General features: G+C 65.4%; 19 protein-coding genes and 2 pseudogenes. 16 read left to right on the top strand and 5 right to left on the bottom strand.

Going from position 1 to position 25135, the window contains the following annotated elements; all coding sequences use genetic code 11:
* Positions 1–174 precede the first annotated feature (174 nt).
* From ACBJ59_RS62380 to ACBJ59_RS62420, 9 genes and pseudogenes are all read left to right on the top strand, one after another.
* Positions 175–831: a PadR family transcriptional regulator gene (locus ACBJ59_RS62380; RefSeq protein ID WP_375119328.1), complete on the top strand. Its 657-nt coding sequence runs from the start codon at positions 175–177 to the stop codon at positions 829–831.
* A 152-nt stretch (positions 832–983) separates the two neighbouring features.
* Positions 984–1577, top strand: coding sequence for a PadR family transcriptional regulator (locus ACBJ59_RS62385; RefSeq protein WP_132104296.1), 594 nt, complete (start codon positions 984–986; stop codon positions 1575–1577).
* 103 nt (positions 1578–1680) lie between these two features.
* A complete protein-coding gene (locus tag ACBJ59_RS62390) occupies positions 1681–2646 on the top strand; it encodes an ATP-binding cassette domain-containing protein (protein ID WP_375119329.1) in 966 nt (321 codons plus the stop codon).
* Positions 2643–3488, top strand: a complete 846-nt coding sequence (locus ACBJ59_RS62395; protein WP_375119330.1) for an ABC transporter permease — start codon at positions 2643–2645, stop codon at positions 3486–3488. Before ACBJ59_RS62390 ends, ACBJ59_RS62395 begins: the two co-directional genes overlap by 4 nt.
* A 104-nt stretch (positions 3489–3592) precedes the next feature.
* On the top strand, positions 3593–4015 hold the full coding sequence (locus ACBJ59_RS62400) for a DoxX family protein (protein ID WP_375119331.1): 423 nt from the start codon (positions 3593–3595) through the stop codon (positions 4013–4015).
* 27 nt (positions 4016–4042) lie between these two features.
* Positions 4043–4876 carry an alpha/beta fold hydrolase gene (locus ACBJ59_RS62405; RefSeq protein ID WP_188187019.1) on the top strand — a complete coding sequence of 278 codons (834 nt, stop codon included), beginning with the start codon at positions 4043–4045 and terminating at the stop codon, positions 4874–4876.
* 421 nt (positions 4877–5297) lie between these two features.
* A pseudogene (gene istA, locus ACBJ59_RS62410) lies at positions 5298–6973 on the top strand (IS21 family transposase).
* A gap of 71 nt (positions 6974–7044) precedes the next feature.
* Positions 7045–7548, top strand: a pseudogene (locus ACBJ59_RS62415) (ATP-binding protein); the annotation flags it as partial.
* A gap of 52 nt (positions 7549–7600) precedes the next feature.
* Positions 7601–7747 (top strand): ATP-binding protein, encoded by a 147-nt coding sequence (locus tag ACBJ59_RS62420; RefSeq protein WP_375119344.1) that lies wholly within the window; start codon positions 7601–7603, stop codon positions 7745–7747.
* 543 nt (positions 7748–8290) lie between these two features.
* Here the strand turns inward: ACBJ59_RS62420 and ACBJ59_RS62425 are convergent.
* Positions 8291–9568 carry a tyrosine-type recombinase/integrase gene (locus ACBJ59_RS62425; protein WP_375119332.1) on the bottom strand — a complete coding sequence of 426 codons (1278 nt, stop codon included), beginning with the start codon at positions 9566–9568 and terminating at the stop codon, positions 8291–8293.
* Between the two features lie 247 nt (positions 9569–9815).
* Between ACBJ59_RS62425 and ACBJ59_RS62430 the strand changes: the two genes are divergently transcribed.
* The gene (locus tag ACBJ59_RS62430) at positions 9816–11483 is read left to right on the top strand and encodes a restriction endonuclease (RefSeq protein WP_375119333.1); all 1668 of its coding nucleotides are present in this window, start codon (positions 9816–9818) and stop codon (positions 11481–11483) included.
* 324 nt (positions 11484–11807) lie between these two features.
* Positions 11808–13313 carry a TnsA endonuclease N-terminal domain-containing protein gene (locus ACBJ59_RS62435; protein WP_375119334.1) on the top strand — a complete coding sequence of 502 codons (1506 nt, stop codon included), beginning with the start codon at positions 11808–11810 and terminating at the stop codon, positions 13311–13313.
* A 265-nt stretch (positions 13314–13578) separates the two neighbouring features.
* Here the strand turns inward: ACBJ59_RS62435 and xerC are convergent, their stop codons facing one another.
* From xerC to ACBJ59_RS62450, 3 genes are read right to left on the bottom strand one after another with little or no spacing between them, the layout of a single operon-like run.
* Positions 13579–14883: a tyrosine recombinase XerC gene (gene xerC / locus ACBJ59_RS62440; RefSeq protein ID WP_375119335.1), complete on the bottom strand. Its 1305-nt coding sequence runs from the start codon at positions 14881–14883 to the stop codon at positions 13579–13581.
* Between the two features lie 2 nt (positions 14884–14885).
* Complete coding sequence (locus ACBJ59_RS62445; RefSeq protein ID WP_375119336.1) at positions 14886–15014, bottom strand: hypothetical protein; 129 nt, start codon at positions 15012–15014, stop codon at positions 14886–14888.
* Positions 15015–15053: 39 nt separating this feature from the next.
* The gene (locus ACBJ59_RS62450) at positions 15054–16136 is read right to left on the bottom strand and encodes a hypothetical protein (RefSeq protein ID WP_375119337.1); all 1083 of its coding nucleotides are present in this window, start codon (positions 16134–16136) and stop codon (positions 15054–15056) included.
* 890 nt (positions 16137–17026) lie between these two features.
* Between ACBJ59_RS62450 and ACBJ59_RS62455 the strand changes: the two genes are divergently transcribed.
* From ACBJ59_RS62455 to ACBJ59_RS62470, 4 genes are all read left to right on the top strand, one after another.
* Entirely contained in the window at positions 17027–19657 is a 2631-nt protein-coding gene (locus ACBJ59_RS62455) for a DEAD/DEAH box helicase family protein (protein ID WP_375119338.1), read from the top strand.
* Positions 19658–19772: 115 nt separating this feature from the next.
* Positions 19773–20018 (top strand): hypothetical protein, encoded by a 246-nt coding sequence (locus tag ACBJ59_RS62460; protein WP_375119339.1) that lies wholly within the window; start codon positions 19773–19775, stop codon positions 20016–20018.
* Positions 20015–20404 (top strand): type II toxin-antitoxin system VapC family toxin, encoded by a 390-nt coding sequence (locus ACBJ59_RS62465; RefSeq protein ID WP_375119340.1) that lies wholly within the window; start codon positions 20015–20017, stop codon positions 20402–20404. The genes ACBJ59_RS62460 and ACBJ59_RS62465 overlap by 4 nt, the downstream gene beginning before the upstream one ends.
* A 203-nt stretch (positions 20405–20607) precedes the next feature.
* Positions 20608–21774, top strand: coding sequence for a hypothetical protein (locus tag ACBJ59_RS62470; RefSeq protein WP_375119341.1), 1167 nt, complete (start codon positions 20608–20610; stop codon positions 21772–21774).
* 723 nt (positions 21775–22497) lie between these two features.
* Here the strand turns inward: ACBJ59_RS62470 and ACBJ59_RS62475 are convergent.
* A complete protein-coding gene (locus ACBJ59_RS62475) occupies positions 22498–22725 on the bottom strand; it encodes a hypothetical protein (protein WP_375119342.1) in 228 nt (75 codons plus the stop codon).
* A gap of 284 nt (positions 22726–23009) precedes the next feature.
* Here ACBJ59_RS62475 and ACBJ59_RS62480 point away from each other — a divergent pair, with 284 nt between their 5' ends.
* Positions 23010–24575, top strand: coding sequence for a tyrosine-type recombinase/integrase (locus ACBJ59_RS62480; protein WP_375119343.1), 1566 nt, complete (start codon positions 23010–23012; stop codon positions 24573–24575).
* Positions 24576–25135 lie beyond the last annotated feature (560 nt).

Genomic DNA, 25135 nt, shown 5'->3' on the forward strand with positions numbered 1-25135 from the left:
TTCACCCTGAAGGTGCATCCGTTCTCTGCGATTTCGTGATCTAGGCAATCCGATCATCGCAGGTCGGAGGCACCTTCCTTGCATCTACCGATCTTCAAAGCGCTTCAGCGGTGAATACCCGAGGTCAGTGCTGACACCACCCGGACCAGGAGAGCACCCTAGTGTTGGTGGGAGTTGACACCACCCTGGCGGGCGCGCAAGCGGAGCGAGTCCGAGCAGATTGAGCGGAGGTGGGCGCATGTCGGCGACGAAGTCCTGGTACTCGGTATCGTGCACCTCTCCGGCGGCGCGCATGGCTACCAGGTGCGGTCCGAACTGCAGAGCTGGGGTGCGGAGATTTGGGCCAAGATCAAGCCCGGCTCGATTTATCACGCGCTGAAGAAGGCGGCGGCTGATGGCCTCCTCACCGAACACGCCGAGCCGGGCAACTCCGGGCCGGAGCGCGTTCTGTACCGCGCGACAGCTCGGGGACGTGACGAGATAGTCGAACTGGTCCGCGACGGTCTGCGGCGCACCCATGACCCCACCATGCTCGACGCGGCCATCGCCATGTTGCCCATGCTGACCAGGACAGATGCCATCGCGCACGTTAACGAGCGGGTCGCGCGCCTGGAAGCGGAGCTCGTAGGGCAGGCCAAGGGGTGGGAGAACCCGAACCCCGACATTCCCGAACACGTCCGCGATCAGGCCGAACTGTGGGCGGGACACGCACGCACCGAACTGGAGTGGGCGAAGAACCTGAGCAAACGACTGTCTGAGGGCGCCTACACCATGGCCGATGATCCGGGTTCGTGGCGAACGGTCCACGATCCCCTCAAGATGCGCTTCTAATCAACCTTGACTAGACGTTTCCTCCTCGCGTACTCTGGCCAAGTAGTCAAACTGGACTAGTCTCAACCAATCCGTTCGCAACACCGAGAGAAGGAATCGAACCCATGGGAAAGTTCGCGATCGAGACAAGCAGGTTGAGCGGAGGTGGGCGTATGTCGGCGACGAAGCTCCTGGTACTCGGTATCGTGCACCTCTCCGGCGGCGCGCATGGCTACCAGGTGCGGTCCGAACTGCAGAGCTGGGGTGCGGAGATTTGGGCCAAGATCAAGCCCGGCTCGATTTATCACGCGCTGAAGAAGGCGGCGGCTGATGGCCTCCTCACCGAACACGCCGAGCCGGGCAACTCCGGGCCGGAGCGCGTTCTGTACCGCGCGACAGCTCGGGGACGTGACGAGATAGTCGAACTGGTCCGCGACGGTCTGCGGCGCACCCATGACCCCACCATGCTCGACGCGGCCATCGCCATGTTGCCCATGCTGACCAGGACAGATGCCATCGCGCACGTTAACGAGCGGGTCGCGCGCCTGGAAGCGGAGCTCGTAGGGCAGGCCAAGGGGTGGGAGAACCCGAACCCCGACATTCCCGAACACGTCCGCGATCAGGCCGAACTGTGGGCGGGACACGCACGCACCGAACTGGAGTGGGCGAAGAACCTGAGCAAACGACTGTCTGAGGGCGCCTACACCATGGCCGATGATCCGGGTTCGTGGCGAACGGTCCACGATCCCCTCAAGATGCGCTTCTAATCAACCTTGACTAGACGTTTCCTCCTCGCGTACTCTGGCCAAGTAGTCAAACTTGACTAGCTCAACCAATCCGTTCGCAACACCGAGAGAAGGAATCGAACCCATGGGAAAGCTCGCGATCGGGACGAGAGGGTTGAAGAAGAGCTTCGGCACGACCCACGCGGTCGCCGGTGTGGATCTGGCCGTGAGCGCCGGGGGCGTGTACGGCGTGCTCGGTCCGAACGGGGCGGGCAAGACCACCACGATCCGCATGCTGGCCACGCTCCTGCGCCCCGACGCCGGAGAGGCGCAAGTGCTCGGCTACGACGTCGTGCGTGACGCCCAGGCGGTGCGAAGCAGGGTGGGCCTTACCGGGCAGTTCGCGTCGGTCGACGAGGACCTCACCGGGGTGGAGAACCTGTTGCTGCTCGCCAGGCTGCTCGGCTACTCACGCCGCCGAGGCAGGCGGCGAGCGGCCGACCTGCTCGACGCGTTTGGCCTCGCCGAGGCGGCCGACCGGCAGGTGAAGAAGTACTCCGGCGGGATGCGCCGGCGCATCGACATCGCGGCGAGCCTGGTCGTCACCCCCGAACTGATCTTCCTCGACGAGCCGACCACCGGGCTCGACCCGCGCAGCAGGAACCAGGTCTGGGAGATCGTCAGGGGCATGGTCGCCGAGGGCGCCACCGTGTTGCTGACCACTCAGTACCTCGACGAGGCCGACCAGCTCGCCGACCGGATAGCGGTGATCGACCACGGGAAGGTGATCGCCGAGGGCTCGAGCGGCGAGCTCAAGGCATCGGTCGGCGCCGGCTCGCTGCACGTACGGCTACGTGCGCCCGAGCAGCGGGCCGAGGCCGAACGGGTCCTCGCCGGCGTCCTCGAGGTGCCGGCCGAGCCGTCCGCCGACCCGGCTGCGCTGTCCGCGCGGATCTCCGACCCCGAGCGGGTCGCCCGCGCCCTGGCCGAGCTGTCCCGCAGCGGCATCGACGTCACCGAGTTCGCGCTCGGTCAGCCGAGCCTGGACGAGGTGTTCCTCACCCTGACCGGACACGCCGCCGAGGAGACACCCGAGGAGGATGCCGCATGAATGCCACGACCGCAGAGCAGGCGTCGGCGCCGGTCACCGAGGACGCGCTGCGCAGTGTGCTGTTGGCCGGCGAGCGGCCGTCTCGCCCCGGCCCGGTGCTCACCTCGTTGACATTCGGCTGGCGCGCTTTGCTGAAGATCAAACACGTCCCGGAGCAGCTCGTCGACGTGACCCTGTTCCCGATCATGTTCACGCTGATGTTCACCTACCTGTTCGGTGGCGCGCTCGCCGGGTCGACTCAGGCGTACCTGCAGTTCCTATTGCCGGGCATCCTGGTGCAGGCGAACGTCATGATTACCATGAACACTGGCATTACGCTGAACACCGACATCCAGAAAGGCGTTTTCGACAGGTTCAGGTCGCTCCCGGTGTGGCGGCCGTCGCCGCTGGTCGGCGCCCTGCTCGGCGATCTGGTGCGCTACTCGATCGGGTCGGCGATCGTCATCATGCTCGGCCTGGTCCTAGGGTTCCGGCCGGAGGGCGGCGCCGTCGGCGTGGTGCTGTCGGTGGTGCTGCTGCTGGTGTTCTCGTTCTGCCTGTCGTGGCTGTGGACGATGCTCAGCCTGATCCTGCGCACGCCGAACTCGGTGGCGGGGGTCAGCATGATGGTGATGTTCCCGCTGACGTTCGTGAGCAACATCTTCGTGGACCCGAAGACGATGCCCGGGTGGATGCAGGCGGTCATCGAGGTCAACCCGATCACCCACCTGGCGACCGTGGTACGCGGCCTGATGGACGGCTCGGTGCCCGCCGGGGAAATCGGCTGGGTGCTCGTCTCGTCCGTACTTCTCGTCGCGGTCTTCGGTCCCATCACCATGGTCCTCTACCGCAACAAGAAGTAGATGCCGCTACCGCGAGCACTTGGTCGACATCAACTCCGACAACCCGGCCCACTCGGCCAACGCCATCACCGGTACCCAGGCCCGGACACGACAAGGAGAGACGCATGAGCACCATCCCCAAGAACAACTCGGAAACCGTTGCGCACATGCCCGGGCGGGCGAGCAGCATCGGCGTCTGGATTCTGCAAGTCGTGCTGGCGGCGATAATCGCCGGCGGCGGAATCTCGAAGCTCGCCGGCAACCCGGTCATGGTGGACATGTTCGCCGACATCGGGGCTGGCCAGTGGCTCCGGTACCTGGTCGGAGCGCTGGAGGTCGCGGGAGGGGTTGGACTTCTGATCCCGGCTCTGGCGGGCCTGGCCAGTCTCGGGTTGGCGGCATTGCTGACCGGTGCTGTCATCACCGATCAGTTCGTGCTCGAGCAGAGCCCTTGGCTGCCGCTCGCCTGTCTCGTCGTGGCGGCCGTGATCGCAAGGGCGCGGTGGTCGCGCACCGAGGCCGTCGTCGGCACGCTGCTCAGGCGCTGAGACAAACCTCTCGAACGGAGATGTGAGATGAACGAGATGGCCTTTCGCGTGACATCAAACGATGGCACCGCCATCGCCTACGACCGGAAGGGAAGCGGCCCGGCTGTCGTCCTGGTAGGCGGCGGACTGGACGACGGAGCCGAGAACGCTCCCTTGGTACCTGCTCTCGCCGAGCACTTCACGGTTTACAACTATGCCCGTCGGGGACGCGGCGCGAGCGGCTTCACCGAGCCCTACGCCGTGGAAAGGGAGATCGAAGACCTGGATGCGTTGATCGCGGAGGCGGGCGGCTCGGCACACCTGTTCGGGGCGTCCTCTGGTGGCGCGCTGGCGCTGGAAGCCGCCGCGGCCGGGTCAGCCATCGACACGATCGCCGTGTGGGAGGTGCCCTACGTGGTCGGGGACGACATACGCCCGCGATTCGAGGAGTACATCGCGGACACCCGACGCGCCTTCGACGCCGGGCGAGACGAGGAGGTTCTCGAACTGTTCATGCGCGTGACCGGCGCCTCCGACGACAACATCGCGGCCAGGAAAGCGGCAGGCAAGCAGACGGCGCATTGGGCGGATTCGGTCGCCCTCGCGCCCACGCTGGTCCACGACAGCGTCTTCCTCAACCGCTACCAATTGCCGGCCGATCGACTGGCAACGGTCACCCAACCGGTCCTGGTCACCACCGGAGGACCGATCACGGTCCCCTACATGGCAGGCCTGCCCTCGGACTTCTTCGACCGCGCGGCCGACGAGCTTGCAGACCTACTACCCCACGCTCAACGGGAGACCATCGAGGGGCCGGATCACGTCGTCGACCCACAGACCGTCGGCCCGCTGTTGCTACGGTTCTTCAGCAGCGAACACTGAGGGGCCCGCGAGGTGTTGCGGGAAGACCGATTAGGCACCGCGCAAGCAGATCTTCGTCGCGCCAGGGACACGGGGCGGACAGGTGGTGTCGAGGTTGATGTCGTCGGCGGCATCACAGGCCTGATCCTGGGCGTGCTCGTCACCAACGTCTTCGTCACCACGCAAGGCCGGGCCGTCGTACTGACCTGGGCTTCAGTGGGACTCGACCTGGCCTACTCGCTGCTCATCGGCTCCGTCGTCGGTCGTACCCCGCACTCCGGGCCGAGTCAGTACCGCCCACCGAAGCCCTGCGCAGCACATGACCAGGCACCTCGGTAGGGCCAGTGATTCCGGGCTGTGGTCGCATGCGGTCACCGTTCCCGGGCGGTGGCCCGGTGCCGAAAGTCGTGCCCACGGCGTGCTCACGTCAGGAGTGCCACCGATGACGCAGCCGCGTTCCCGGGTCGACCTGTACGCGGCGATCCGACGGGATGCCCGATCTGGGATGTCCAACCGCGCGCTGCAGCGCAAGCACGGCGTCGGCTTCCGAACCGTGACAGCGGCGCTGGAATCTGCATGGCCGAAGGAGAGAAAGCAACCGCCCAAACGCGGCTCACGGCTTGACGCGTACCGAGTGGTGATCGACGACTGGCTGCGCTCGGACCTCGACGCACCGCGGAAGCAGCGACACACGGCGAAGCGGATCTTCGATCGACTGCTTGACGAACATGACGGGGCCGGGGTGGTGTCGTACTGGATGGTCCGCGAGTACGTCGCCACCCGACGCCGTGAGATTCGCGTCGAGGTCGGACGGGAACCTGCCAACGCGTTCATCCCGCAAGAGCACCTCCCGGGCCGCGAGGCCGAGGTTGACTTCGGCGACGTCGCCATCCACCTGCGCGGCGAGCTCGTAACCTGCGCGCTGTTCAGCCTTCGGCTCTCCTACTCGGGCAAGGCCGTGCACAGGGTCAGTGCCTCGGCTGGGCAGGAAGCCTTCTTCGAGGGTCACGTCCACGCCTTCAACGTGCTCGGCGGGGTGCCGACCGGGAAGATCCGCTACGACAACCTCAAGGCCGCCGTCGCGAGCGTGATCGGGTTCTCCCGCCAGCGGGTCGAGGCCGACAGGTGGACCGCCGTCCGTTCCCACTACGGCATCAAAGCCTTCTATTGCCAGCCCGGAATCCAAGGTGCGCACGAGAAGGGCGGCGTCGAGGGGCAGATCGGCTGGTTCCGACGCAACCACCTCGTCCCCATCCCAGAAGTCGACTCCCTCGCCGAGCTCAACGCTATGGTCGACGCCTGGGACGAAGCCGACGACGCCTGGCGGATCGGGTCCCGCGCCCGCACGGTCGGGGAACACTTCGCCACCGAGCAGCCACTCCTCGCGCCCCTTCCGACCGAGCCGTTCGCGACCGGCCGCTGGTTCACCCCGCGCGTGGACCGGTACGCCCAGGTCACGGTCCGGATGAACAAGTACTCCGTGCCCGCGCGCATGGTCGGCCGTCAAGCCCGGGTGCTCCTGAACGCCAGCGACCTGGTCGTGTTCGACGGCAGGACCGAGATCGCCCGCCACGAACGGCTCATGACCAAGGGCTCGACCCGGGTCGACCTGGACCACTATCTCGAGGTCCTCCTCCGCAAACCGGGCGCGCTACCCGGTGCGAAAGCGCTGGAGCAGGCCAGGGCATCCGGGCGGTTCACGCCCGTTCACGACGCCTGGTGGGCCGCGGCCTGCAAGGCCCACGGTGACGCCGACGGCACCGTGCCCTCATTGAGGTCCTGATGCTGCACCGGCACCTTCCACACGACCACGTCGTCGCCGGACTCGCGACGGCGCTGCGTGCAGGCGCGCTCACCGCGGACGCTGTCGCGTTGGAAGCGCGCAAGTACAACGACACAGCAGATGGCGGAGCCGACGACACGACAGCGGACCACCAGTCCCTGATGAGCGGCGACAAGGCACGCGGAGAAGGCGAGATCCCTGCCGTGCGATCGCTGACCGAGCGCCGGCTCCGCGCCCACATCCCGGCCGACACTCGGCCGCTGCCGAGCGTGGAGAAGTACGACCAGCTGTTGGCCAGCCGACGTGACACCCCGAACGAAGGAGCCGCACCGTGACCACCAAGCGCCGTGGAATGACCGAAGAAGCAGCCGACGCCGCGATCGACCAAGCGTGCCGGATGCTGCGAATGCCCACCATCCGCCACTCCTTCACCGACTACGCCGACCGGGCAGGGCGTGAGCAGATGTCTTACCGCGGGTTCCTCGCCGAGCTATTGCTTGCCGAGTGCGACGATCGCGCCCGACGCCGGTCCGAACGCCGGATCAAGGCCGCCAAGTTCCCCCGCGAGAAGTCCCTGCGGGCCTTCGACTTCGACGCCAACCCCAACATCGATCCCGCCGTGATCCACACCCTCGCCAAGTGCGAATGGGTCCAGAAGGGACAGCCGCTGTGTCTGATCGGGGACTCCGGCACCGGCAAGTCCCATCTGCTGATCGCACTCGGCACCGAGGCCGCCATGGCCGGCTACCGGGTCAAGTACACCCTGGCGACCCAGCTTGCCAACGAGCTCGTCGAGGCCGCCGACGAGATGACGCTGGCGAAGACCATCGCCCGCTACGGCCGCGTCGACCTGCTGTGCATCGACGAACTCGGCTACATGCAACTCGACCGCCGCGGCGCGGAACTCCTCTTCCAGGTCCTCACCGAGCGTGAGGAGAAGGCCTCGGTCGCGATCGCGTCCAATGAGTCCAGATGGCTGGACCAAGACCTTCACCGACCCCCGGCTATGCGCAGCCATCGTCGACCGACTCACCTTCGGCGGCACCATCCTCGAGACCGGCACCGACTCCTACCGTCTGGCCCAAGCCACAAAGCAGCGGACAACCTGACACCCGTCGGGCGCGGAAGCGGTGTCGACGCAAACCAACATCCGCGGCACCGACACGTGCCCGGCGGTGTCAGAACTCGCCAACAAGCGGTGTCGGACGAAACCTCCGCAGCCACTGCTTGCACATCAACCGCCAGCGGTACCTGGCCGATCTATGGTTAGTGGCCAATGAGGTGCGAGTAACCCGGATTCCAACTTCGAGACGATGAGCACGGTAGATTGCCGGACCAAACCCTCCCACGAACGGTGGCCAAGTTGAACGTCAGTTCGCAAAGCGGCTTGAAATTCGAACGGTCAAGGGATGCTACCATCCCACGGTTGCTCGTTAGATGCTCGTCGGCATCTGATACGACATAGCACCGGGGGGCATTCTTGGACATTTTTGATAATGGCATTTATGGACAGAGTGATACATTGAGACACGATGAGATAGTTGCCCTTTTAATCCGTAGGTTCCGGGTTCGAGCCCCGGGCGCCCTACCACTCCGACCTGGGGTTTCCGGTCTGTGCAAGATCCCGGTTCTTGATCTGGGTCATGCTTGGGTCACGTCTGGGACAACCGGATCCTTCGGACTTTCCGGGCGGTCGTGCGCGCCGTCGTCAATACCAGCCGGGCCGTTGCCTCCGCTGCCTCGTGGTACAGCTCCGGCAGCACGGACGTGTAGGTGTCCGCGGTGAGCACGATGCTGGCGTGCCCGAGTTGCCCCTGAACGGTACGCAGATCCACCTGCGCGGCCAGCGCGGTCGAGGCGGCTCCATGACGGAGGTCATGAAGCCGCACCGGCGGAAGACCGCTGGCCAGCACAAGCTGCCTGAACCTTCGCGTCAGGTAGTCCGGCGCCACTGGGCGGCCATCATCGCGGACGAATACATACCCGTCGGCATTCCACCCAGGGCCACAGCACTGTCGTTGTTCGGCTTGGCGCCGTTCGTGTTCGAGCAGTAGCCGAACCGTCTCACCGTCCAGGGCAACGGTGCGCTGGCTGGCCGCGCTCTTGGGCGGTACCACCCGGATCTGACCGCCGTGTTGGGTCAACTGCTGGGCCACGGTCAGCTCAGCGGCCTCCAGATTGACCTCCGCCCAGCGCAGTCCGGCCAGTTCTCCGCGACGCAACCCGCGCAACGCCGCCAACCACCACAGTGCGAACAACGCATCACCGTGACCGAACGCGAGGAACGCTCTCAGTTGCTGCGTGGTCCACACGGCCACTGCCGGCCGTTGTCCATCGGCCTGCCAGGCCGCTACCCGATGTTGTGACCACACCACGGCATGCGGACGTCGTGGTCGCGGCAACCGCAGGTGGCGGGCAGGGTTGCTGGGCAGCAGCCCTTCACGGACCGCCGCGTTCAGGGCCGCCCGCAGCGTCGCGTGAATTCGTTGCAACGTCGACGGCGACAACGGCCGCCCATACCGGTTACGGCGCCGGGCCAGCGCAGTGAACAGCTGGCGCACATTCCGGCTCGACAGCTCCGCCAGCCGCACTCGCCCCAGACCGGGGACGAGATGGAGCCGGACGTGGTCGGCATACCCCTGCCGTGTCTGCAGGCGGATCGCTTGATCGCTGTCGAGCCAGGCCCGAAGCCACCGCGCCACGGTGCAGGTGGCGCCAACCGCTCCTTCTCTATCAGCCGCAATCAGCTGTTCGCCTGCCTGCTCGGCTTCCTCCGCGCTGGCGAAACCGCCCTTGCGCACCCGCTCACGCCGTCCGCTTGCGCCGACCACCTGGACCGCGAAGTACCACGACCCATGCCGGAGCTCAGCCAATCGCGGACAAGACCGATCCGCTCCCTGGCACCCGCAGCGGCGGTAGACGATCAGCACGTTCCCACCCATCGTGCATCACCTTCTTCAAGGAAACGGGGCGAAGTGCTTCTATGACGTCGACGTCAGTGATGGATGCAGCCAGCGCCGAGGCCCTCGTTCTATTAGCAGCTGGCTCTGCCTCAAAAATTCTCCTCAAACATTGGTCGCCCCGCTATGACGAGATCGCTTTATCGGCATGCCCGAAAAGTAAATTGAGTTTATCCGTTTCAAACTGTCGTAGGGCTTCGCTACGTTACTTATGGAGGTGCTGAACAAGATCAGCAAGCTCGGAGGGGACATGGCCAAAAGGCGCGGCATATGGGCCGAACTGCAGCGTGAGCGAGCACGTCAGCAGCGGTTGGAGCAGCAGGCCCGCCGAACAGCAGCTCAGGCAGCGGCCCGAGCAGAACGTGAACGGGCGCGTGCTCAGCGTGCCGCCGCACAGCGTGCCGCTGCGAACGAGCGTGAGCGCAAACGCCTATATATCGAGTCCCGCAAGTCCGAGGCCGCCGAGTCGACGGCCGACCTTCAGTCCGTCGTCGAGGAACTAGACTCCGTACTCGTCACAGGCGTCAGACGGCGGCCGGAGCTCACCTTCGCCTCCCTCAAACGCACTGTTCAGCCGACCACCTTCGACCCTGCGGGTCTGGATGTCCCTCCGCCAGGCAAGCCGCATTGGGCTTCATTCGCTCCCCGCCCACCCGGCGTGTTCGGTCGGTTCTTCAACGCCGCACGATACGAGCGCGAGGAAGCCGAAGCCAGGCAGAGGTACCAGGAAGAAGTGACATGTTACGAGGCAGGCGTCGTCGAGCGCCAGAGACAGTTGGAGGAGCGGCGGCGCTCCTACCAGCAGTGGGTGGCTAGTCAGCGCAAGGAAGCAGAGGACTACAACACCCAGGTCGACGACTTCGAGAGAAGGGCGCGAGCAGGCGACTCCGACGCTGTGGCGCAGTTCTTCACCCTGGTCCTCGACGCCTCACCGTACCCAGAGACGTTTCCGCACCAGACACGAGTGATCTACCGCCCAGAGGCCAAAGAACTTGTTGTCGAGTACGAACTCCCCTCCCAGGACGTGATTCCCACCACCCGGGGATATCGCTACGTCCAGTCGCGTGATGAGATCGACGCCCTGCCCCGCCCTCCCAAGGAGATCAAGGACCGGTACGGCAACCTCATCGCCCAGATCACCCTTCGCACGCTGCACGACGTCTTCAGCTCCGTCCTCGCCAGCCTCGTCGACACGGCCACCTTCAACGGCCACGCGTCGACGAAGGACCGGGCGACGGGCCAGCCCATCCGTCCCTGCCTCATCAGCGTCACCGCGGCCGGTGACGTGTTCTCCACGTTCGTGCTGACCGACCTCGACCCCGTCCACTGCCTCAAGCAAAAACTCAACGCGCTGGTATCACCGCACCCGTACGAATTGGAAGCGGTACGTCCAGTCGTTGACTTCGAATCCCTCCTTGCCCAGTACAAGTTCGTCGAAGGCATCGACGCCGTCGCCGGACTCGACAGCCGCCCCGACCTACTGGCCATGACCCCCACGGAGTTCGAGCACCTGACCCGCCAGCTCTTCGAAGCCATGGGTATGAAGAGCTGGGTCACCCAGCCCTCCCGCGACGATGGCGTGGACGCCGTCGCCGTCAACGAAAACCCAGTCTTCGGCGGTGTATGCATCATCCAAGCCAAGCGGACCAAGAGCGCCGTCGGAATCGAAGCCGTGCGCGCCCTGGCTGGCGTCATGGAGGACAAGCACGCCACTAAAGGAATCCTCGTAACCACCTCCTGGGTCGGCAAGGACAGCCGTGACTTCGCCTCCCGTCATGGACGCATTCAGCTCATTGAGTGTGAGGAACTGGTCTACCTGTGCAAGGAGCACCTGGGGCTCGACGTTCTCATCAGCTTGCCAAAGCCCCCGCCGCACCGCCGATGAACCCGTCGCCCTTGTGGTGGCCGGATGACGCGCTCAGACTAGCGAGCCACAGCCTCATGTGCCGAACGGCCCACTTATTTATCAATTCGACAGCTCATCGCCGACCTTCCAAGCACTTGGTCCCAAACCGCGGGATCACCCAATCTCATCGTTCACGACGGTATGGAGCGCGCTTTGCCTGAGGCGGCAGACTACAGCTCAATAACACGACCACCGGCCACAGCCGTACTGCCCCCACGGCACGGAGCCCGATGGGAACGGCAGGAGATCAACACGCTCCTCGCCGGGGTACGAGCAGGGATCCCCCTTGAAGAAATTGCGAACTTGCGCGGACGCACCATCAGTACCCTTCAGTCACGCCTGGCCGAAATGATTCCTCCCAGCGAAGATGTGGATCCCATCGACGCCTACAACTGGCATCGAGCACATATCGATCGCATCCTGAACATCTGGCAGACCATCACGGGCACCGGCCTGGACGCCGAGCGGCAGGCAGAGTTCCATGCCCGACCGGAGATCGCCGACCTGCTTAAGTACTCGAAGGACGATCTCGATCGGGCAGGCCGCGCACTACTGGAACACACTGGCCGCCTGCTGTTGACGCCGTGGGCGGTGGAATGCTCCTGGCCCGGGCTGGGACTGGTCGACCTGAGTTGGCAGGCGCTTCGCTCGGCCGATGAAGATACCCTCATCCACGCTCGAGAATTGCCGGCAGCAGCGATCAGCGGCGTCAGCAACTCCCGTCGTCGAGACGTCCTCGCCCGTAGACTCGGCTTGCACGACTATCAGCCGCAGTCACTGGAGACCGTCGGTGCAGCACTTGAGGTGAGCAAAGAGCGAGCACGTCAGCTTCAGGAGAAGGCACTGCAGCGGCTGCGTGCCGAGCACCGGATGCCATGGGCGATCGATCATGTCCGAAGCCTCGTCCACCGGTCGTTGGAACAGGCCAGCGAGTCCTCGGTTGATTCCGCTGAAGCTCTGCTCACCCTCTCCGAGATTGCACTACCGAACGCCGATCCGCGCCTGGCCGTCCGATTCATGGCCACAGTCGCCAAATACAGCTTGCAGGAAGGCAAGAAATTCGCTGCGCAAACCATTAGCATCCTCGCTGGGCGGCGTGAGAGGGAGCGGCAGCACCTTCGGCAGACGGGTGCGGCAAGGCGTGCCACCGAACGCTGCGCCAGGCTGCTCGCTGCGACTGTGTGGCCTTCCACACGAGGCGACCTTCCGGACACACGACAGGTACGGGCACTTCGCTCAATCCGTGAACGGGAACACAGCGGCCTATGGGACTCCCCCAAGCTGAGCCGCAAGGTCGCCTACGAGTCAATTGCTGAACTGCGAGTGATCCAAACCTTTGATCTAGCTGATCAAATCGCCTGGTATTGCGAACAACCTGTAGCCATCCCTTACCGATTCGGCGGCGAGGAACGCACCTACTATCCCGACCTCCTGGCCATGACAAAGGACCAGCGGTGCTTTCTTGTTGAGGTCAAACCACATGTTGAAATGGCCACGTCCATCAACCGTGCCAAGGCTGCAGCCATGTTCGCGTACTGCGCCGAGCACGGATGGGGCCACATCGTGACAGACGGCGCTCGCCATATGCGGCAGTTGGCCGACCTGACGGTCGATCCGACAACGGTGGACCTGCTGAGCAGCGCCCTGACGAAACGAGACCTGTACTGGTCAGACATTTTGCACTTGAGGAAAGAAAGGCCGCTGACGAGCATCGAGATCGCGGCCATCGTCCTTCAGCAAGGCTGGAACTTCCAGCTTCGCCCGTACTGCATCTCGACGAACTGTGCCGTATCGAACCCGACCATATAGAGCTAAACCAGCATATTTTGGAGCTCCCTGTAGCTCGACGCTGATCGTTGATGGCTCCTCAAGGGCATCGGTCATGGACGAGACCAGCGAATCAGGCGGACACAAATTCAATGGCCAAGGAATGCCATCCACGCCGTGGTTGCTCGTTCTTTTAATCCGTAGGTTCCGGGTTCGAGCCCCGGGCGCCCTACCACTCCGACCTGGGATTTCCCGCGATTGTGTAGTCGAGTCGTCCGATCGTGAGTCACGGTGAGACACACGTGAGTCACGTACCAGGGCGAGCGTTGTTCACCTTGCGTGCGGTCTTGCGTGCTGCCTTGAGGACCAGCCGGGCGGTGGCTCGGGCGCTCTCGTGATACAGCTGCGGCAGCACCGACGTGTACGTGTCGGCGGTGAGCACGATGCTGGCATGACCGAGCAAGCCCTGCACCACCCGTAGATCCGCTCCTGCCGCCAGGGCCAGCGTCGCAGCTCCATGTCTCAGGTCGTGCAGCCGCACCGGGGGAAGTCCGCTGGCCAGAACCAGTTTGTGGAAGCGGTAGCTGAGGTAGTCGGGATCGATCGCCTCGCCGTTCTCGCGGGTGAACATCGGGGCTGACGGCGACCAACCGGTGCTCAATTCGCCGCGCTGGACTCCTTCGTGGCTGTGTAGCAAGCGGAGGGTGTCGAGGTCCAGAGCGATCCCACGCTGGCTGGAGGCGCTCTTCGGCGGGCACGGGAACAGGCCGTGGTCGGTGTGGACGAGCTGGCAGGTGATGGTGAGTTCGCGCCGGTCGGTGTCGAGGTCGATCCAGCGCAGGCCGACCACCTCGGCGCGCCGCAGGCCGCGCAGAGCGATCAGCCACCACAGCACGAATAGCCGGTCGTCGCGGACGAAGGCGAGGAACTCGGTCAGCTGCTCGACCGTCCACACCGCCACAGCGGGGCGCTCGCCGGTGCGCCTCCACGCGGCCACCCGCCGTGGGGTCCACACCATTGGGTGGACGTGGCGTGGCGACGGCAGCCGTAGCCCGCGAGCCGGGTTGTCACGGATTACGTCTTCCCGGACGGCTTCGTTCAGCGCAGCCCGCAGCGTCGCGCGAATCCTTTCCAGGGTGGCCGCGCTGATCGGCTTGCCGTAGCGGGTGCGGCGCCTGGCCACAGCGGTGAACATCCTCACGACGTGCCGCCTCGACAGGCCGCGAAGCGGGATCAGGCCGAGATGGGGAATCAGAAACAGCCGAACGTGGTCACGGTAGGCCTTGTAGGTGGTCGGTCGGATTCGCTGCTCAACCACCGGCAGCCAGTAGCGCAACCACTGAGCGACCGTGCAGTAGCAAGTCACGGGTGCCGCCTCCAGCGACTGAGTGAGATCGCGGGCGGCCTGCTGCGCGGCGTCGGCTGTGGGGAAACCGCCACGGCGCAGTCGCTGCCGCCGCCCGGACACGTCCGTCACCTGGACGGCGAAGTACCAGCTGCCGTGGGTGGGATCCGCCAGCCAGGCGCAGCGGTTTCCCAGCCGCTTGCCTGTCACCGCGTCGGTACAACCACAACGTCGATACACCACGTGATGATCTTGAATGCGTGCCATCGTCACTCACCCCTTGCTCGGGTCACGTCAGACGACAGCAACAGCAGCATCTCGACCCGTTCAAGATCAGGTAGATCTGCCAGGCCACTGATCAGCCCGTTGATGACCCCCGCCATGATGACCTCGGCCATGACCAGCGAGAAGGCCGCAGCCAGCTGGGCCTCCTCTGATCATTTGTCGCCGAGCAGGCCGCCAGCGCGCGCCAGGACGGTGAGTTGTTCTTTCGCGAGCACCGTCGACTCTGGGGCGTTGAGGGATCCGTCCGCATGAGGATGCAGCCCAAGCAGTGCGCCCTGAACTGGGACGGATAGTTCCGGCAGATCCTGGATACGCCCACGCAGGTGATCCTCCACCGTGGCCAGGACGTCCGTGCCCCACCGCTCGACCACGTGCTCGCTGGTGTCGACGGTCACATACTCGTCGTCGCCGGTAAGCGCGCCATCGTCGGCCAGCAAGTCGAGCAAGCCATCGAGCTGGGACTTGCCGTCCGCGAGTCGAAGTTGCCGGGTGATCGGATCGTAGAATGCGTTCAGGCAGTGGTTGCCGCGGCGCAGCAACGACTCCTCCAATCCGCCCTCCCATGTCAATCGCTCCAACTCCACCCAACCGGCGCCCAGCAGCTCCGTCTCCAAGCAGTCCAAGACGCTGTCCGAGTAGTGATCCGCGCTACTGGTCCCGTACAACCGCTGGTAGATGTCCCCCCGCCAACCGCCGTCCTGGTTGGCCGTCCCGGCGACATCACCGGTGGTGACGATCGACGCGAGCAGCTCAGCGGCTTCTGGAAAGTCGGCGTCGGGACAGCCATCGCGGTGGCACCAGTTCTCTCCCGGACACGCCAGGACCACTCGACGCACCGCTTCCACCGCGTCTGTACCGTCGGCAGAACGGCTTACGCACAGCAGATAACTGTGCAGTGGACCGGGCACAGCAATCAGTCCTTCGGCGCCGTGCAAGGCCGCACCGTACACGTACACGATCACTCCGCTTTCCCCCTCGCCCGCCCAGCCGGCGATGGCCGCGCGGGCGGTGGCCAGCGTGTGTGCATCCACGCTGGGGTCCCACCCGTCCAGCACCCATCGGGCACTGTGGCGCCAGTCCCCCGCGGCCCCGAGGGCAATGGCGAGCGTCTCATAATCTTCAGGCGTGTTGTCAGTGACCGGCAGCCCTCCAAGAGTCGTCAAAGTGGCCAGCAGTTCGCTCGCACTCCCGGATCCTGTGCCGCCGGCAACGACTTCGCCGGTTCGACCGCCCACCAGCGCCTGCCCTCGGGAATCAATGCCTCGTTGGCCTCCGCGTCGATCGGAACAGTCGTGGCGGGTCCGCGCTCGCCAGTGACGCCCAGGAGCGTGCACAGAGCCACTTCCCACTCCCCGATCCCACCACGCACCATGGCCAGCTCCGGCCGTTCCGGGTCAGAAGCAGGCAGGAGAACAGTCACGTCACCGAGCTCGGCGAGAGCGCCCACCACCAGGGGCCGCTCGGGGAGAGCTTCCGGATCAAGCGAGTCAGCCCGAGGCTCCGATCTTGGCTTGCCGTGCCGGTCCAGACCGGCACGGCAAGCCGTGCCGGTCCAGACGCGGAATCCATGATGGACGCTGCTCCTGCCGCCACTGGATGCGGTCCAACGTGGTCAACAATTCCCGCTTGGTTGGATTCGAGTGAAGAAAGCCGGCGGCGGGCCGTACCAAAGCCTCCAGATCCGCTTTGCGAAGTTTCTCCGGCTGTTCAGGCACGTCAACGAACACCTCTGGCACGACCATCTGAGCGAAACGCGCTTGGACCGCAGCGGTGAACTTCGCCGCGAAGTCACCCCCTGGTGGACTCGAACGCTTTTCTCATCGGCTCCAAATCAACGCGGTCCCCCACGAGGCTATCCATCATCGAAAGCAGCACTTCGTTCTGGTTGTATGCGCTGAGCATGACCACGACCATAACGGCCGACGCCAACACGGACATGCCCTTCGCGCCAATGGGCCACTGGTTACGGTCCTGAGGGATCGCCGCCACTGCTTGGCATCTCATCTCGGCGTGCCCCGTGCATGCGGACTGTCCAATGCGAGCCGCGCCCGAATGTCGGCACCCTAGGGACGGTTACCTTGGGTGGGCGCTTGGATGCATGGCGGTAATCACGCAGGATAGGTTCGTGGACTTGTGGGCCGAATGGAACGACCCGGTTGAGCTACGGATGCGGCTGGACGCTGCGTTGGTCGAGATTGCTGAGTTGCGCGAGGAGAACGACCGGCTCAGGAAGCTTCTCCGGCAGCAAGCCTCGGCCTCGATCGAGCGCGGCCCCATCGGACCTGATCGAATCTCCGCTATACCCGTCAACCTGCCGCAGGACGGCTTGCCGTATGCGGACGCGTCGTCGCCTCCGTCCGAGAAGCTCGCCTTGTTCAAGGCGTTGTTCGTCGGCCGCCGCGATGTGTACGCGACCCGCTTCTTCAGCCGCAAGACCGGCAGGCACGGGTGGAGCCCCGCAGAGAAGGAGTTCTGGCGCAAAAGGGACGACGCCGAGCGGGAGTTCCTGCCGCTGACAGATGAAGTTCTCATCGCGCACCTGAGCCGAACCACCGACGGACGCGACTCCCATGTCGGGCTGTATCCAATGCTGCCCGACGACACCTGCCAACTGCTGGCATGCGATTTCGACGGCGCGGGCTGGCAGGGCGACGCTGCCCCCTACGCGGAAGCCTGTACGCGGGCCGGCATCCATACGGCGACGGAGATTTCCCGATCCGGAGCCGGCGCCCACGTGTGGATGTTCTTCACCGAGCCCGTCCTGGCCGCCTCGGCACGTGCCATCGGCATGGGACTGTTGCGTGAGGCGATCGACCGGCGAGGCACTATGTCGCTGGCCAGCTATGACCGGCTGTTCCCCGCGCAGGACTCACTGCCGGTCAAGGCGGCGGCTCGATTCCGGTTCGGGAATCTGATCGCGCTGCCGTTGCATGGTGGTAGCCGGGAGCAGGGCACAACACTGTTCTGCGACCCCCACACCTGGCAGCCGTATGAGGATCAGTTCGCGTTCCTGTCCAGTGTGCGCCGGCTACGCCCAGTCGAGGTGGATACGCTGGTGAAGCGGTTCGGCCAGATCGACGCCGGACCGTCGACGTCGGGCGGGCTGCCGGCCAAGCCTCGTAAGGGCGCGCTGGGTGTCGCTCCTCACCAGGTGCACGCGCGGCTCGGCGCCATGCTGGCGATCTCGACCGACGGCCTGCCTGCGCCGCTGATCGCCGCGCTCAAGCATCTGGCCGCCTTTCACAACCCTGAGTTCTACCGGCGGCAGTCGATGCGGTACTCGACCTTCGCCACCCCGCGTTTCGTACGCTGCTTCGACGACAGCGACCCCGACTGGCTACGACTCCCACGAGGACTGGCGGAAGAAGCGGAACACCTCGTTGCGGCAGCGGGCGGCACCGTCGAGATCGCCACCACGGTGCCGGACCATGACCCGATCGGGGTTCGTTTCGCCGGTGAGCTGACGAACGTACAGACCGAAGCTGTCACGGCAATGGCCAAGCACCTCACGGGAGTCCTGGTTGCGCCGCCTGGCGCGGGCAAGACCGTGATGGCCTGTGCACTGATAGCCCGGCACCAAGTACCAACTGCGATCATCGTCAACCGCGCCGAACTGCTCGACCAATGGAAGGAACGGCTGACGACGTTCCTCGACCTTGACGGAGCGCGGGTGGGCGCCAAGGGCAAGGGCAAAGACAAGCGCCACGGTGTCGTCGATGTCATCATGCTGCAGTCTGTAGCCCACCGCGACGCCGACCCGTCACTGCTGGACGAGTACGGCATGGTCATCGTCGACGAATGTCACGCGATTGGTGCTCCGGCAGCCGAGGCCGCCATCCGTCAAGTGGCCGTGAAACGTTGGATCGGGCTATCGGCGACGCCGTACCGGGCCGACCAGATGGACGCGCTCATCACGATGCAGTGCGGACCAATCCGGCATGAGATCACCGCCGAGGTGTCGTTCGCCCAGCGATTGATCGTTCACGCGACCGACTTCAGCACCGAAGAGATAGGAAACGACGGCGCCTCCTTCCAAGCGATCTACGGCGAACTGGCCGCGGACGACACCCGGACCGCTCAGATCGCCTCCGACGTCGCGGACGCGGCAAGCCGGGGCAGGAACAGCCTGATCTTGACCAATCGAATGGAACACCTCCAATGCCTGGCCACGGCCCTGGCGGACCGGGGCGTGGCCGCGACGCTCCTGCACGGGCAGCTCAGCACCGCCGAACGCGACCACGTCGGCACCCGCCTGACCGATACCGAGGCAGGACCGCTGGTGCTCCTGGCCATCGACAAGGTCGCAGGTGAGGGGTTCGACCTGCCCCGGCTGGACGCCCTGTTCCTCGCGATGCCGATCTCGTTCAAAGGAAAGGTGATCCAGCACGTCGGCCGGATCATGCGAGAAGCCGCCACCAAGCACGACGTCGAGGTACACGACTATCTGGACGCACGAGTCCCACAGTTGGAACGCATGTACGGCAAGCGCCGCCGCACCCTCACCCGCCTCGGCTTCACCACCACAACATCTGGCTCAGATGGGAGCCCACCGACCACCACCGCTCCCCCGCGTCCTTCCCCGCCAAGGACACCAGCAGAGATCGCACGGCCAAGCGACCGGCAGCCGACCGCATCGCAGGTGCGCGCGTGGGCTCGTGAACAAGGATTCCCGGTCGCTGACCGTGGCAGGCTTCGCCCCGAGATCTGGGAAGCCTGGCATGCTGCCGCCGACACCATTTCCGAAGAGAACCACTGACTCGAAGAGAACCTTGTGACGCGGACGGATGCTGCCCATCGACGCGAGTAAGCCTCGGCCACCAGTTACGCTGAAGGTGCAACACAGGCGCCGCGACGGAGGGAGTCGAGCGACGGTGAGCGTGGACCTCGAACACGAGCCCATTCATGACCTCGCCCGCCGGGTCATCCGGTTGGCCGAGGAAACCCAGCACGCCGCTCAAGTGCTCGAACGCCGTCTGGAAGCGCTGGAACGCCGCTCCGAAGCCGCAGGCAGAGCCGAACGCATCCTGAGCATCGCCGCCAGCATGCGAACGCACCTCGGTCAGGACCGGCTGTCCGTTGAAGATCTGTACGACCCGGACACCGGACTTCCCGCGTGATCATCGATTCCAGCGCCATCATCGCTGTCATCAATGGTGAGCGCGAGGCCACCCAATTCGCCCACGCCATCGCCGCAGCCGTGTGCCGTATCTCAGCCGTCAACTACGTCGAGGCGGCCATCGTGGCGGACAACCGCGGTGAGGCCATGCGCAACGCCTTCGACACGCTCATCAATGAGATGGGCCTCATCATCGAGCCTGTAACTCCCAATCAGGCCAGAATTGCGCGCCAGGCATACCAGATCTACGGGAAGGGCAACAACTCCAAGGCCAGGCTCAACATGGGCGACTGCTTCGCCTACGCTCTCGCCAAAGACTTCGACCAGCCCCTGCTCTTCAAAGGCGAGGACTTCCCGCACACCGACATCACCCCTGCACAGCCCTGACGGTCCAGAATTCCCCTCTGCCCAAGCGTGACCACCGGGGTCCTCGCCGAAGTATTGTGTGCTGCTGTGACTCGCCGCCCCCTTGACGATCGCCTGGATGAGCTGATCGAGCAGGCTCGGCATCCTCGACCTGCCGCTGCCCGACCCGCCACCGGCCGGAGCCAAATGGATCCACGCGTTCCGGCGCTGGGCCAGGTGAGAGCATGAGCGAATACCAGTACTACGAGTTCCTGGCCATCGACCGGCCACTCACCGACCAGCAGCAGGCCGAGGTCCGCACCCTGTCCACCCGGGCACACATCACCGCCACCAGCTTCACCAACGAGTACCACTGGGGCGACTTCCGCGGGGACCCGTCCCGCATGGTGGAGCGTTACTACGACGCCCACCTGTATCTGGCCAACTGGGGCACCCACCGGATCATGCTGCGCCTGCCCAAGGCCGTGCTCGACCTCAAGCAGGCCGAACGTTACTGCGTGGGCGAGCAGGTCAGCGCCTGGACCAGTGGCGGGCGCCTCATCCTCGACCTCACCAGCGAGGCGGAGGAGGAGTCCTGGGAAAACGACGTCGAACGCTCGCTGTCGGCGATCGTCGGCATCCGCGCCGAGCTGGCCGCCGGTGACCTGCGGCCGCTCTATCTGGCCTGGCTGTCGGCGTACGGGACCTGGGAGCGTGACGAGGACGCCTTCGACTACGAGGAAGAGGACGAGCTGGAGCCGCCCGTCCCGCCAGGACTGAGTTCGCTCAGCGCGCCGCAACGGGCCCTGGCCGACTTCCTACGCCTGGACGACGACCTGCTCGCGGCAGCCATCGAAGCCAGCCCGCCGGCGCGATCCGTACAGCATGATCGAAAAGCCCTGGCCACCTGGATCGGCGCGCTGCCCACCAAGCGCAAGGACGCACTGCTGCTGCGGGTGGCCGAGGAGGACGCCGCGAGCGTTCGCCGGGAGCTGCTGGGCGAGTTCGGTGGGGAAAGCACCGATCGGGAGGTGGAGACGGGGCGGACGGTCGCCCAACTGCTGGACGCCGCCGCCGCCCGCCGCCACGCCCGCGAGCAACAGGAGACGGCCCGGCGCGCCGAAGAACAAGCCCGCCGGGAACAGGAGCGACGGCAGGCCCGGGAACTCCACCTGAACCAGCTCGCCCAGGACCTCGATGCCGTGTGGGACGTGGTGGAGACCTCCATCGGCACCAAGAAGCCACGCGAATACGACCTGGCCGTCGAGCTCCTGCGCGACCTGCACGCCCTGGCCATCCGCGACGACCACGCCGGCGCCTTCGCCCAGCGCCTCACCCGCCTCCGGGAACGCCACCAGGGCAAGCCCAGCCTCATCAAGCGGCTCAACGACGCGGGCCTCACAGCCGAGTAACCGGCGATCTCATGCCTGGTGGCCAGCGGTCCGTACCACCGAGATTCACGTAGCCACACTGCCGGGACAGTCGAGAAGTGTGCATGGTCAAGGGATGCCAACCGTTTCACGGTTGCTCGTTGGATGCTCGTCGGCACCTGATACGGCATAGCACTGGGCGGCATTCTCGGACATTTCGAGCGCGGGCAACGCATGACATCGCGACACAAGAGGACACGATTCGATAGTGGGCGGCATTGAGAACTGCGACTTTTAATCCGCAGGTCGCGTCAGCTTCTCACCATCACCGCCCGCATCCTGCACGCCGCCATGCCTGCGGCCTCTACGACCAGGGGCGATCCCCGTCCGTCCGCAGGCACGACGTGCACCGAATACGAGTGCTTTGTCCGGTAATCATGGTCAAACCTTTGCTCTGCCTGCTGTCCAAAATCGGGCCTGACCGCAGGTATTTATAAAGGTGACAGGGACCAGGTGGCCCAGGTAATCGGGCCGCACCCCACATGGCTTCACCGCCGAGCAACGCGACATCACCAACCACATCATTCTCCGTACCAGGCAAACGGCGAAACCGTACCGCTCAGCACGACCGACGCCCCCCGACTGCCGCGAAAGGTGTCCATCGAGCCGGCAGCGACGACACACGCCATCCCCGGCCGGCGTGCTGGAAACGGCTTCTCATCTCGCTCGCACGCGTGGGTGCGCTCCCGCGCACGGGAGTTGTCCTTAACTCTGTGGTGCCTCAAGCGATGCGCGAATGCAGCGGCGGCGAAGCGGTGCGGAAACCGCCAGCACCCGGGACCGGTGTTGACCGTCGGATTCGGCCTTGACCAGCGCCATCCAGGTGGGCGTCGATACGCCCTGTCCGGCACGGCCATCGATGCGGCGGGTGACGACCACCGGCGTGCTCGCCCGGCCCACACCCACCGCATCGGCCGCGCCGGGCGGGAACACGACGGCCCCGGTGCCCCACGCCGTACCGACGGCGCCAGGGGGCGACAGGGCCGCTGTGCGCCCGTGCCCAGCGATCCCCGGGGCCGCGGCCGAGCGGGACACCGCGGGACGAGTGCTCGGAACCGGACTTACCCAGCTCCGCAGGTGGGCGAGGGGCAGCCAGTGCCTTCGCTAGCCATCAGGAACTGAACGCAGCAACCCCGCGCCGAACTCCATCCGCTTCCCTGCTCACCGTCACAGCAGCCCCACCCAACAGCACCGAAGAGAAGAGGACGACACACACCATGGCCGAGGGACGCACCTTCAAACGCTGCTCCTGCCGCAACAGCGACGGCAAAGCACTCGGGCAGCAATGCCCCAAGTTGCGCCGCGCCGACGGCGGATGGAGCTACCGGCACGGCATCTGGAACTACCAGATCGAACTCCCACCCGGCAGCGACGGCAAGCGGCGCGGGCCGCTGCGTCGCGGCGGCTTCGCCACCCAGGACGCTGCCAAGGCTGAGCTTGGCCAGGTGCGTGACCTGCTGGCGCTGGCCGATCCGCGCGAGCCTGCCACTCGCATCCAGATCGCGGACCTGATCAAGCGGACCCTGGCCGAGACCGACACGCTCCCGGACGTGGAGACGGTCCGCCGTAAGGTCAAGACCGGGCAGCATCTGACCCAGGAGATCACCGTCGAGCAGTGGCTGGCGGAGTTCCTCAACCGCAAGCGGAAGATCGAGGAGACCACCCGCCGCTCCTACGAGGGCCACATCCGCCTCTACCTCACCCCGTATCTGGGGCGGCTGCGGCTGGATCAGCTCAAGGTCAGCGACATCGCGTTGATGTTCGAGCAGATCGAGGAGTTCAACGACACCATCGCCGAACGCCGCGCCGACCCCGACCCAGCGGTGCGCGAGAGCGTCAAATACCGGCGGCCGATCAGCATCGCCACCATGCACCGCATCCGCGCCACCCTGCGGCACGCCCTGAACATGGCCATGCGCCAGGACCGGCTGATCGACTTCAACCCCGCCGCCGTCCTGGAGATGGCCGCCTACACCCGGCCCAAGGCACTGGTGTGGACCGAGGACCGGGTCCGTTCCTGGCAGGCGGACTACCGCGCCTACCGGGAGGCGGAGAAGCAACGCCGGGGCGGGCGGCGGGTCGATCCGATCGACGCTTACACCAGCGTGCCACGCCCCTCCCCGGTCATGGTCTGGACACCGGCGCACACCCGCCGGTTCCTCCAAGAAGCCAAAGCGCACCGCCTGTTCGCGCTCTACCAGCTGATCGCGCTGCGCGGGCTACGCCGGGGCGAGGCGTGCGGGCTGCGCTGGAAGGAGGTCGACCTTGACAGCCGTACCGTGACCGTGAACTGGCAGCTCGTGCAGCTGGCCTGGGAGGTCCACGAGGGCACTCCGAAGACGGACGCCTCGGTCCGGATCATCGCCCTGGACACCGACACCGCCCAAGTCCTGCGCGCCCACCGGCAGCAGCAACGCCAGGAACGCCTAGCCATGGGCGAGGCATGGACCGACAGCGGGTTCGTCTTCACCCAGCCCGACGGCAGCCGCCTGCATCCCCAGCACGTCTCCGACCAATTCCTCTGGCTGGCCTACCTGGCCGGCCTGCCGCCGATCCGCCTGCACGATCTCCGCCACGGTGCGGCCTCGCTGATGCTGGCGGCCGGGGTGGAGATGAAGGTGGTGCAGGAAACGCTGGGGCACACCTCCAGTGCGTTCACCGCCGACACCTACACCTCGGTCTATCCGCAGGTGGCCACGGCGGCGGCCGAGAAGACCGCCGCCCTGCTGTTCGGCGAGGAAAGCCAGGCTGAGGCCGGGAAACTCATCTCACTGAGGAGCTGAACAGTCGGATTAAACGTCCGGCCCCGCGTTCGCCGCCTGCTCGCGGCGAGGCGGGGCCGGTCTCTTGCCGCAGGAGTCGGAGGTGGTGAACGGATCATGGAATGTGCGGGGTTGGTGCGGGCGAGCACGTATGGAGCACGCAAACGCTAGACGAAAATTCTAGAACGAGTCCGATCCCGCATAGCCGCAGGTCAGACCATAATCAAAGCGCGCCCTGCAGGATTCGAACCTGCGACCGTCGGATTAGAAGCAAGATCTTTTAATGACGCCCTGTGCCTTTGGGTGATGGTTCGTGCCGCCTCAGCGCGGTTTGCGTGTCAGGCAGTGCCGGGTCCTGACGACGTGTGACGGGGCGTACGAGCACGCACCGAGCACGGCGGCATCCCTCACCCCCAGGGACCCGAACGATCATAATGGATAGCCTGGCGACTGTTAACCTCGATGACTCACGCCTTGATCGTCCTGAGTAATGGGTTCGGTGTGGCGGAGGTTTCCGCCTGATCATCCTGTTCGTTCGCTCGGTGTGCCGTAGTGTGCCGCCCGAGGCGCTCGGATGGGCG

Source organism: Nonomuraea sp. MTCD27 (assembly GCF_041950495.1).
Classification (GTDB): domain Bacteria; phylum Actinomycetota; class Actinomycetes; order Streptosporangiales; family Streptosporangiaceae; genus Nonomuraea.

Bases quoted from the DNA above. Each gene is read 5' to 3' on its own strand.
- ACBJ59_RS62445 (WP_375119336.1), bottom strand. From the start codon at position 15,014: ATGGCCGAGGTCATCATGGCGGGGGTCATCAACGGGCTGATCAGTGGC.
- ACBJ59_RS62420 (WP_375119344.1), top strand. From the start codon at position 7,601: ATGAGTCCAGATGGCTGGACCAAGACCTTCACCGACCCCCGGCTATGC.
- ACBJ59_RS62385 (WP_132104296.1), top strand. From the start codon at position 984: ATGTCGGCGACGAAGCTCCTGGTACTCGGTATCGTGCACCTCTCCGGC.
- ACBJ59_RS62400 (WP_375119331.1), top strand. From the start codon at position 3,593: ATGAGCACCATCCCCAAGAACAACTCGGAAACCGTTGCGCACATGCCC.
- ACBJ59_RS62405 (WP_188187019.1), top strand. From the start codon at position 4,043: ATGAACGAGATGGCCTTTCGCGTGACATCAAACGATGGCACCGCCATC.
- ACBJ59_RS62470 (WP_375119341.1), top strand. From the start codon at position 20,608: ATGAGCGAATACCAGTACTACGAGTTCCTGGCCATCGACCGGCCACTC.
- ACBJ59_RS62480 (WP_375119343.1), top strand. From the start codon at position 23,010: ATGGCCGAGGGACGCACCTTCAAACGCTGCTCCTGCCGCAACAGCGAC.
- ACBJ59_RS62390 (WP_375119329.1), top strand. From the start codon at position 1,681: ATGGGAAAGCTCGCGATCGGGACGAGAGGGTTGAAGAAGAGCTTCGGC.
- ACBJ59_RS62395 (WP_375119330.1), top strand. From the start codon at position 2,643: ATGAATGCCACGACCGCAGAGCAGGCGTCGGCGCCGGTCACCGAGGAC.
- xerC (WP_375119335.1), bottom strand. From the start codon at position 14,883: ATGGCACGCATTCAAGATCATCACGTGGTGTATCGACGTTGTGGTTGT.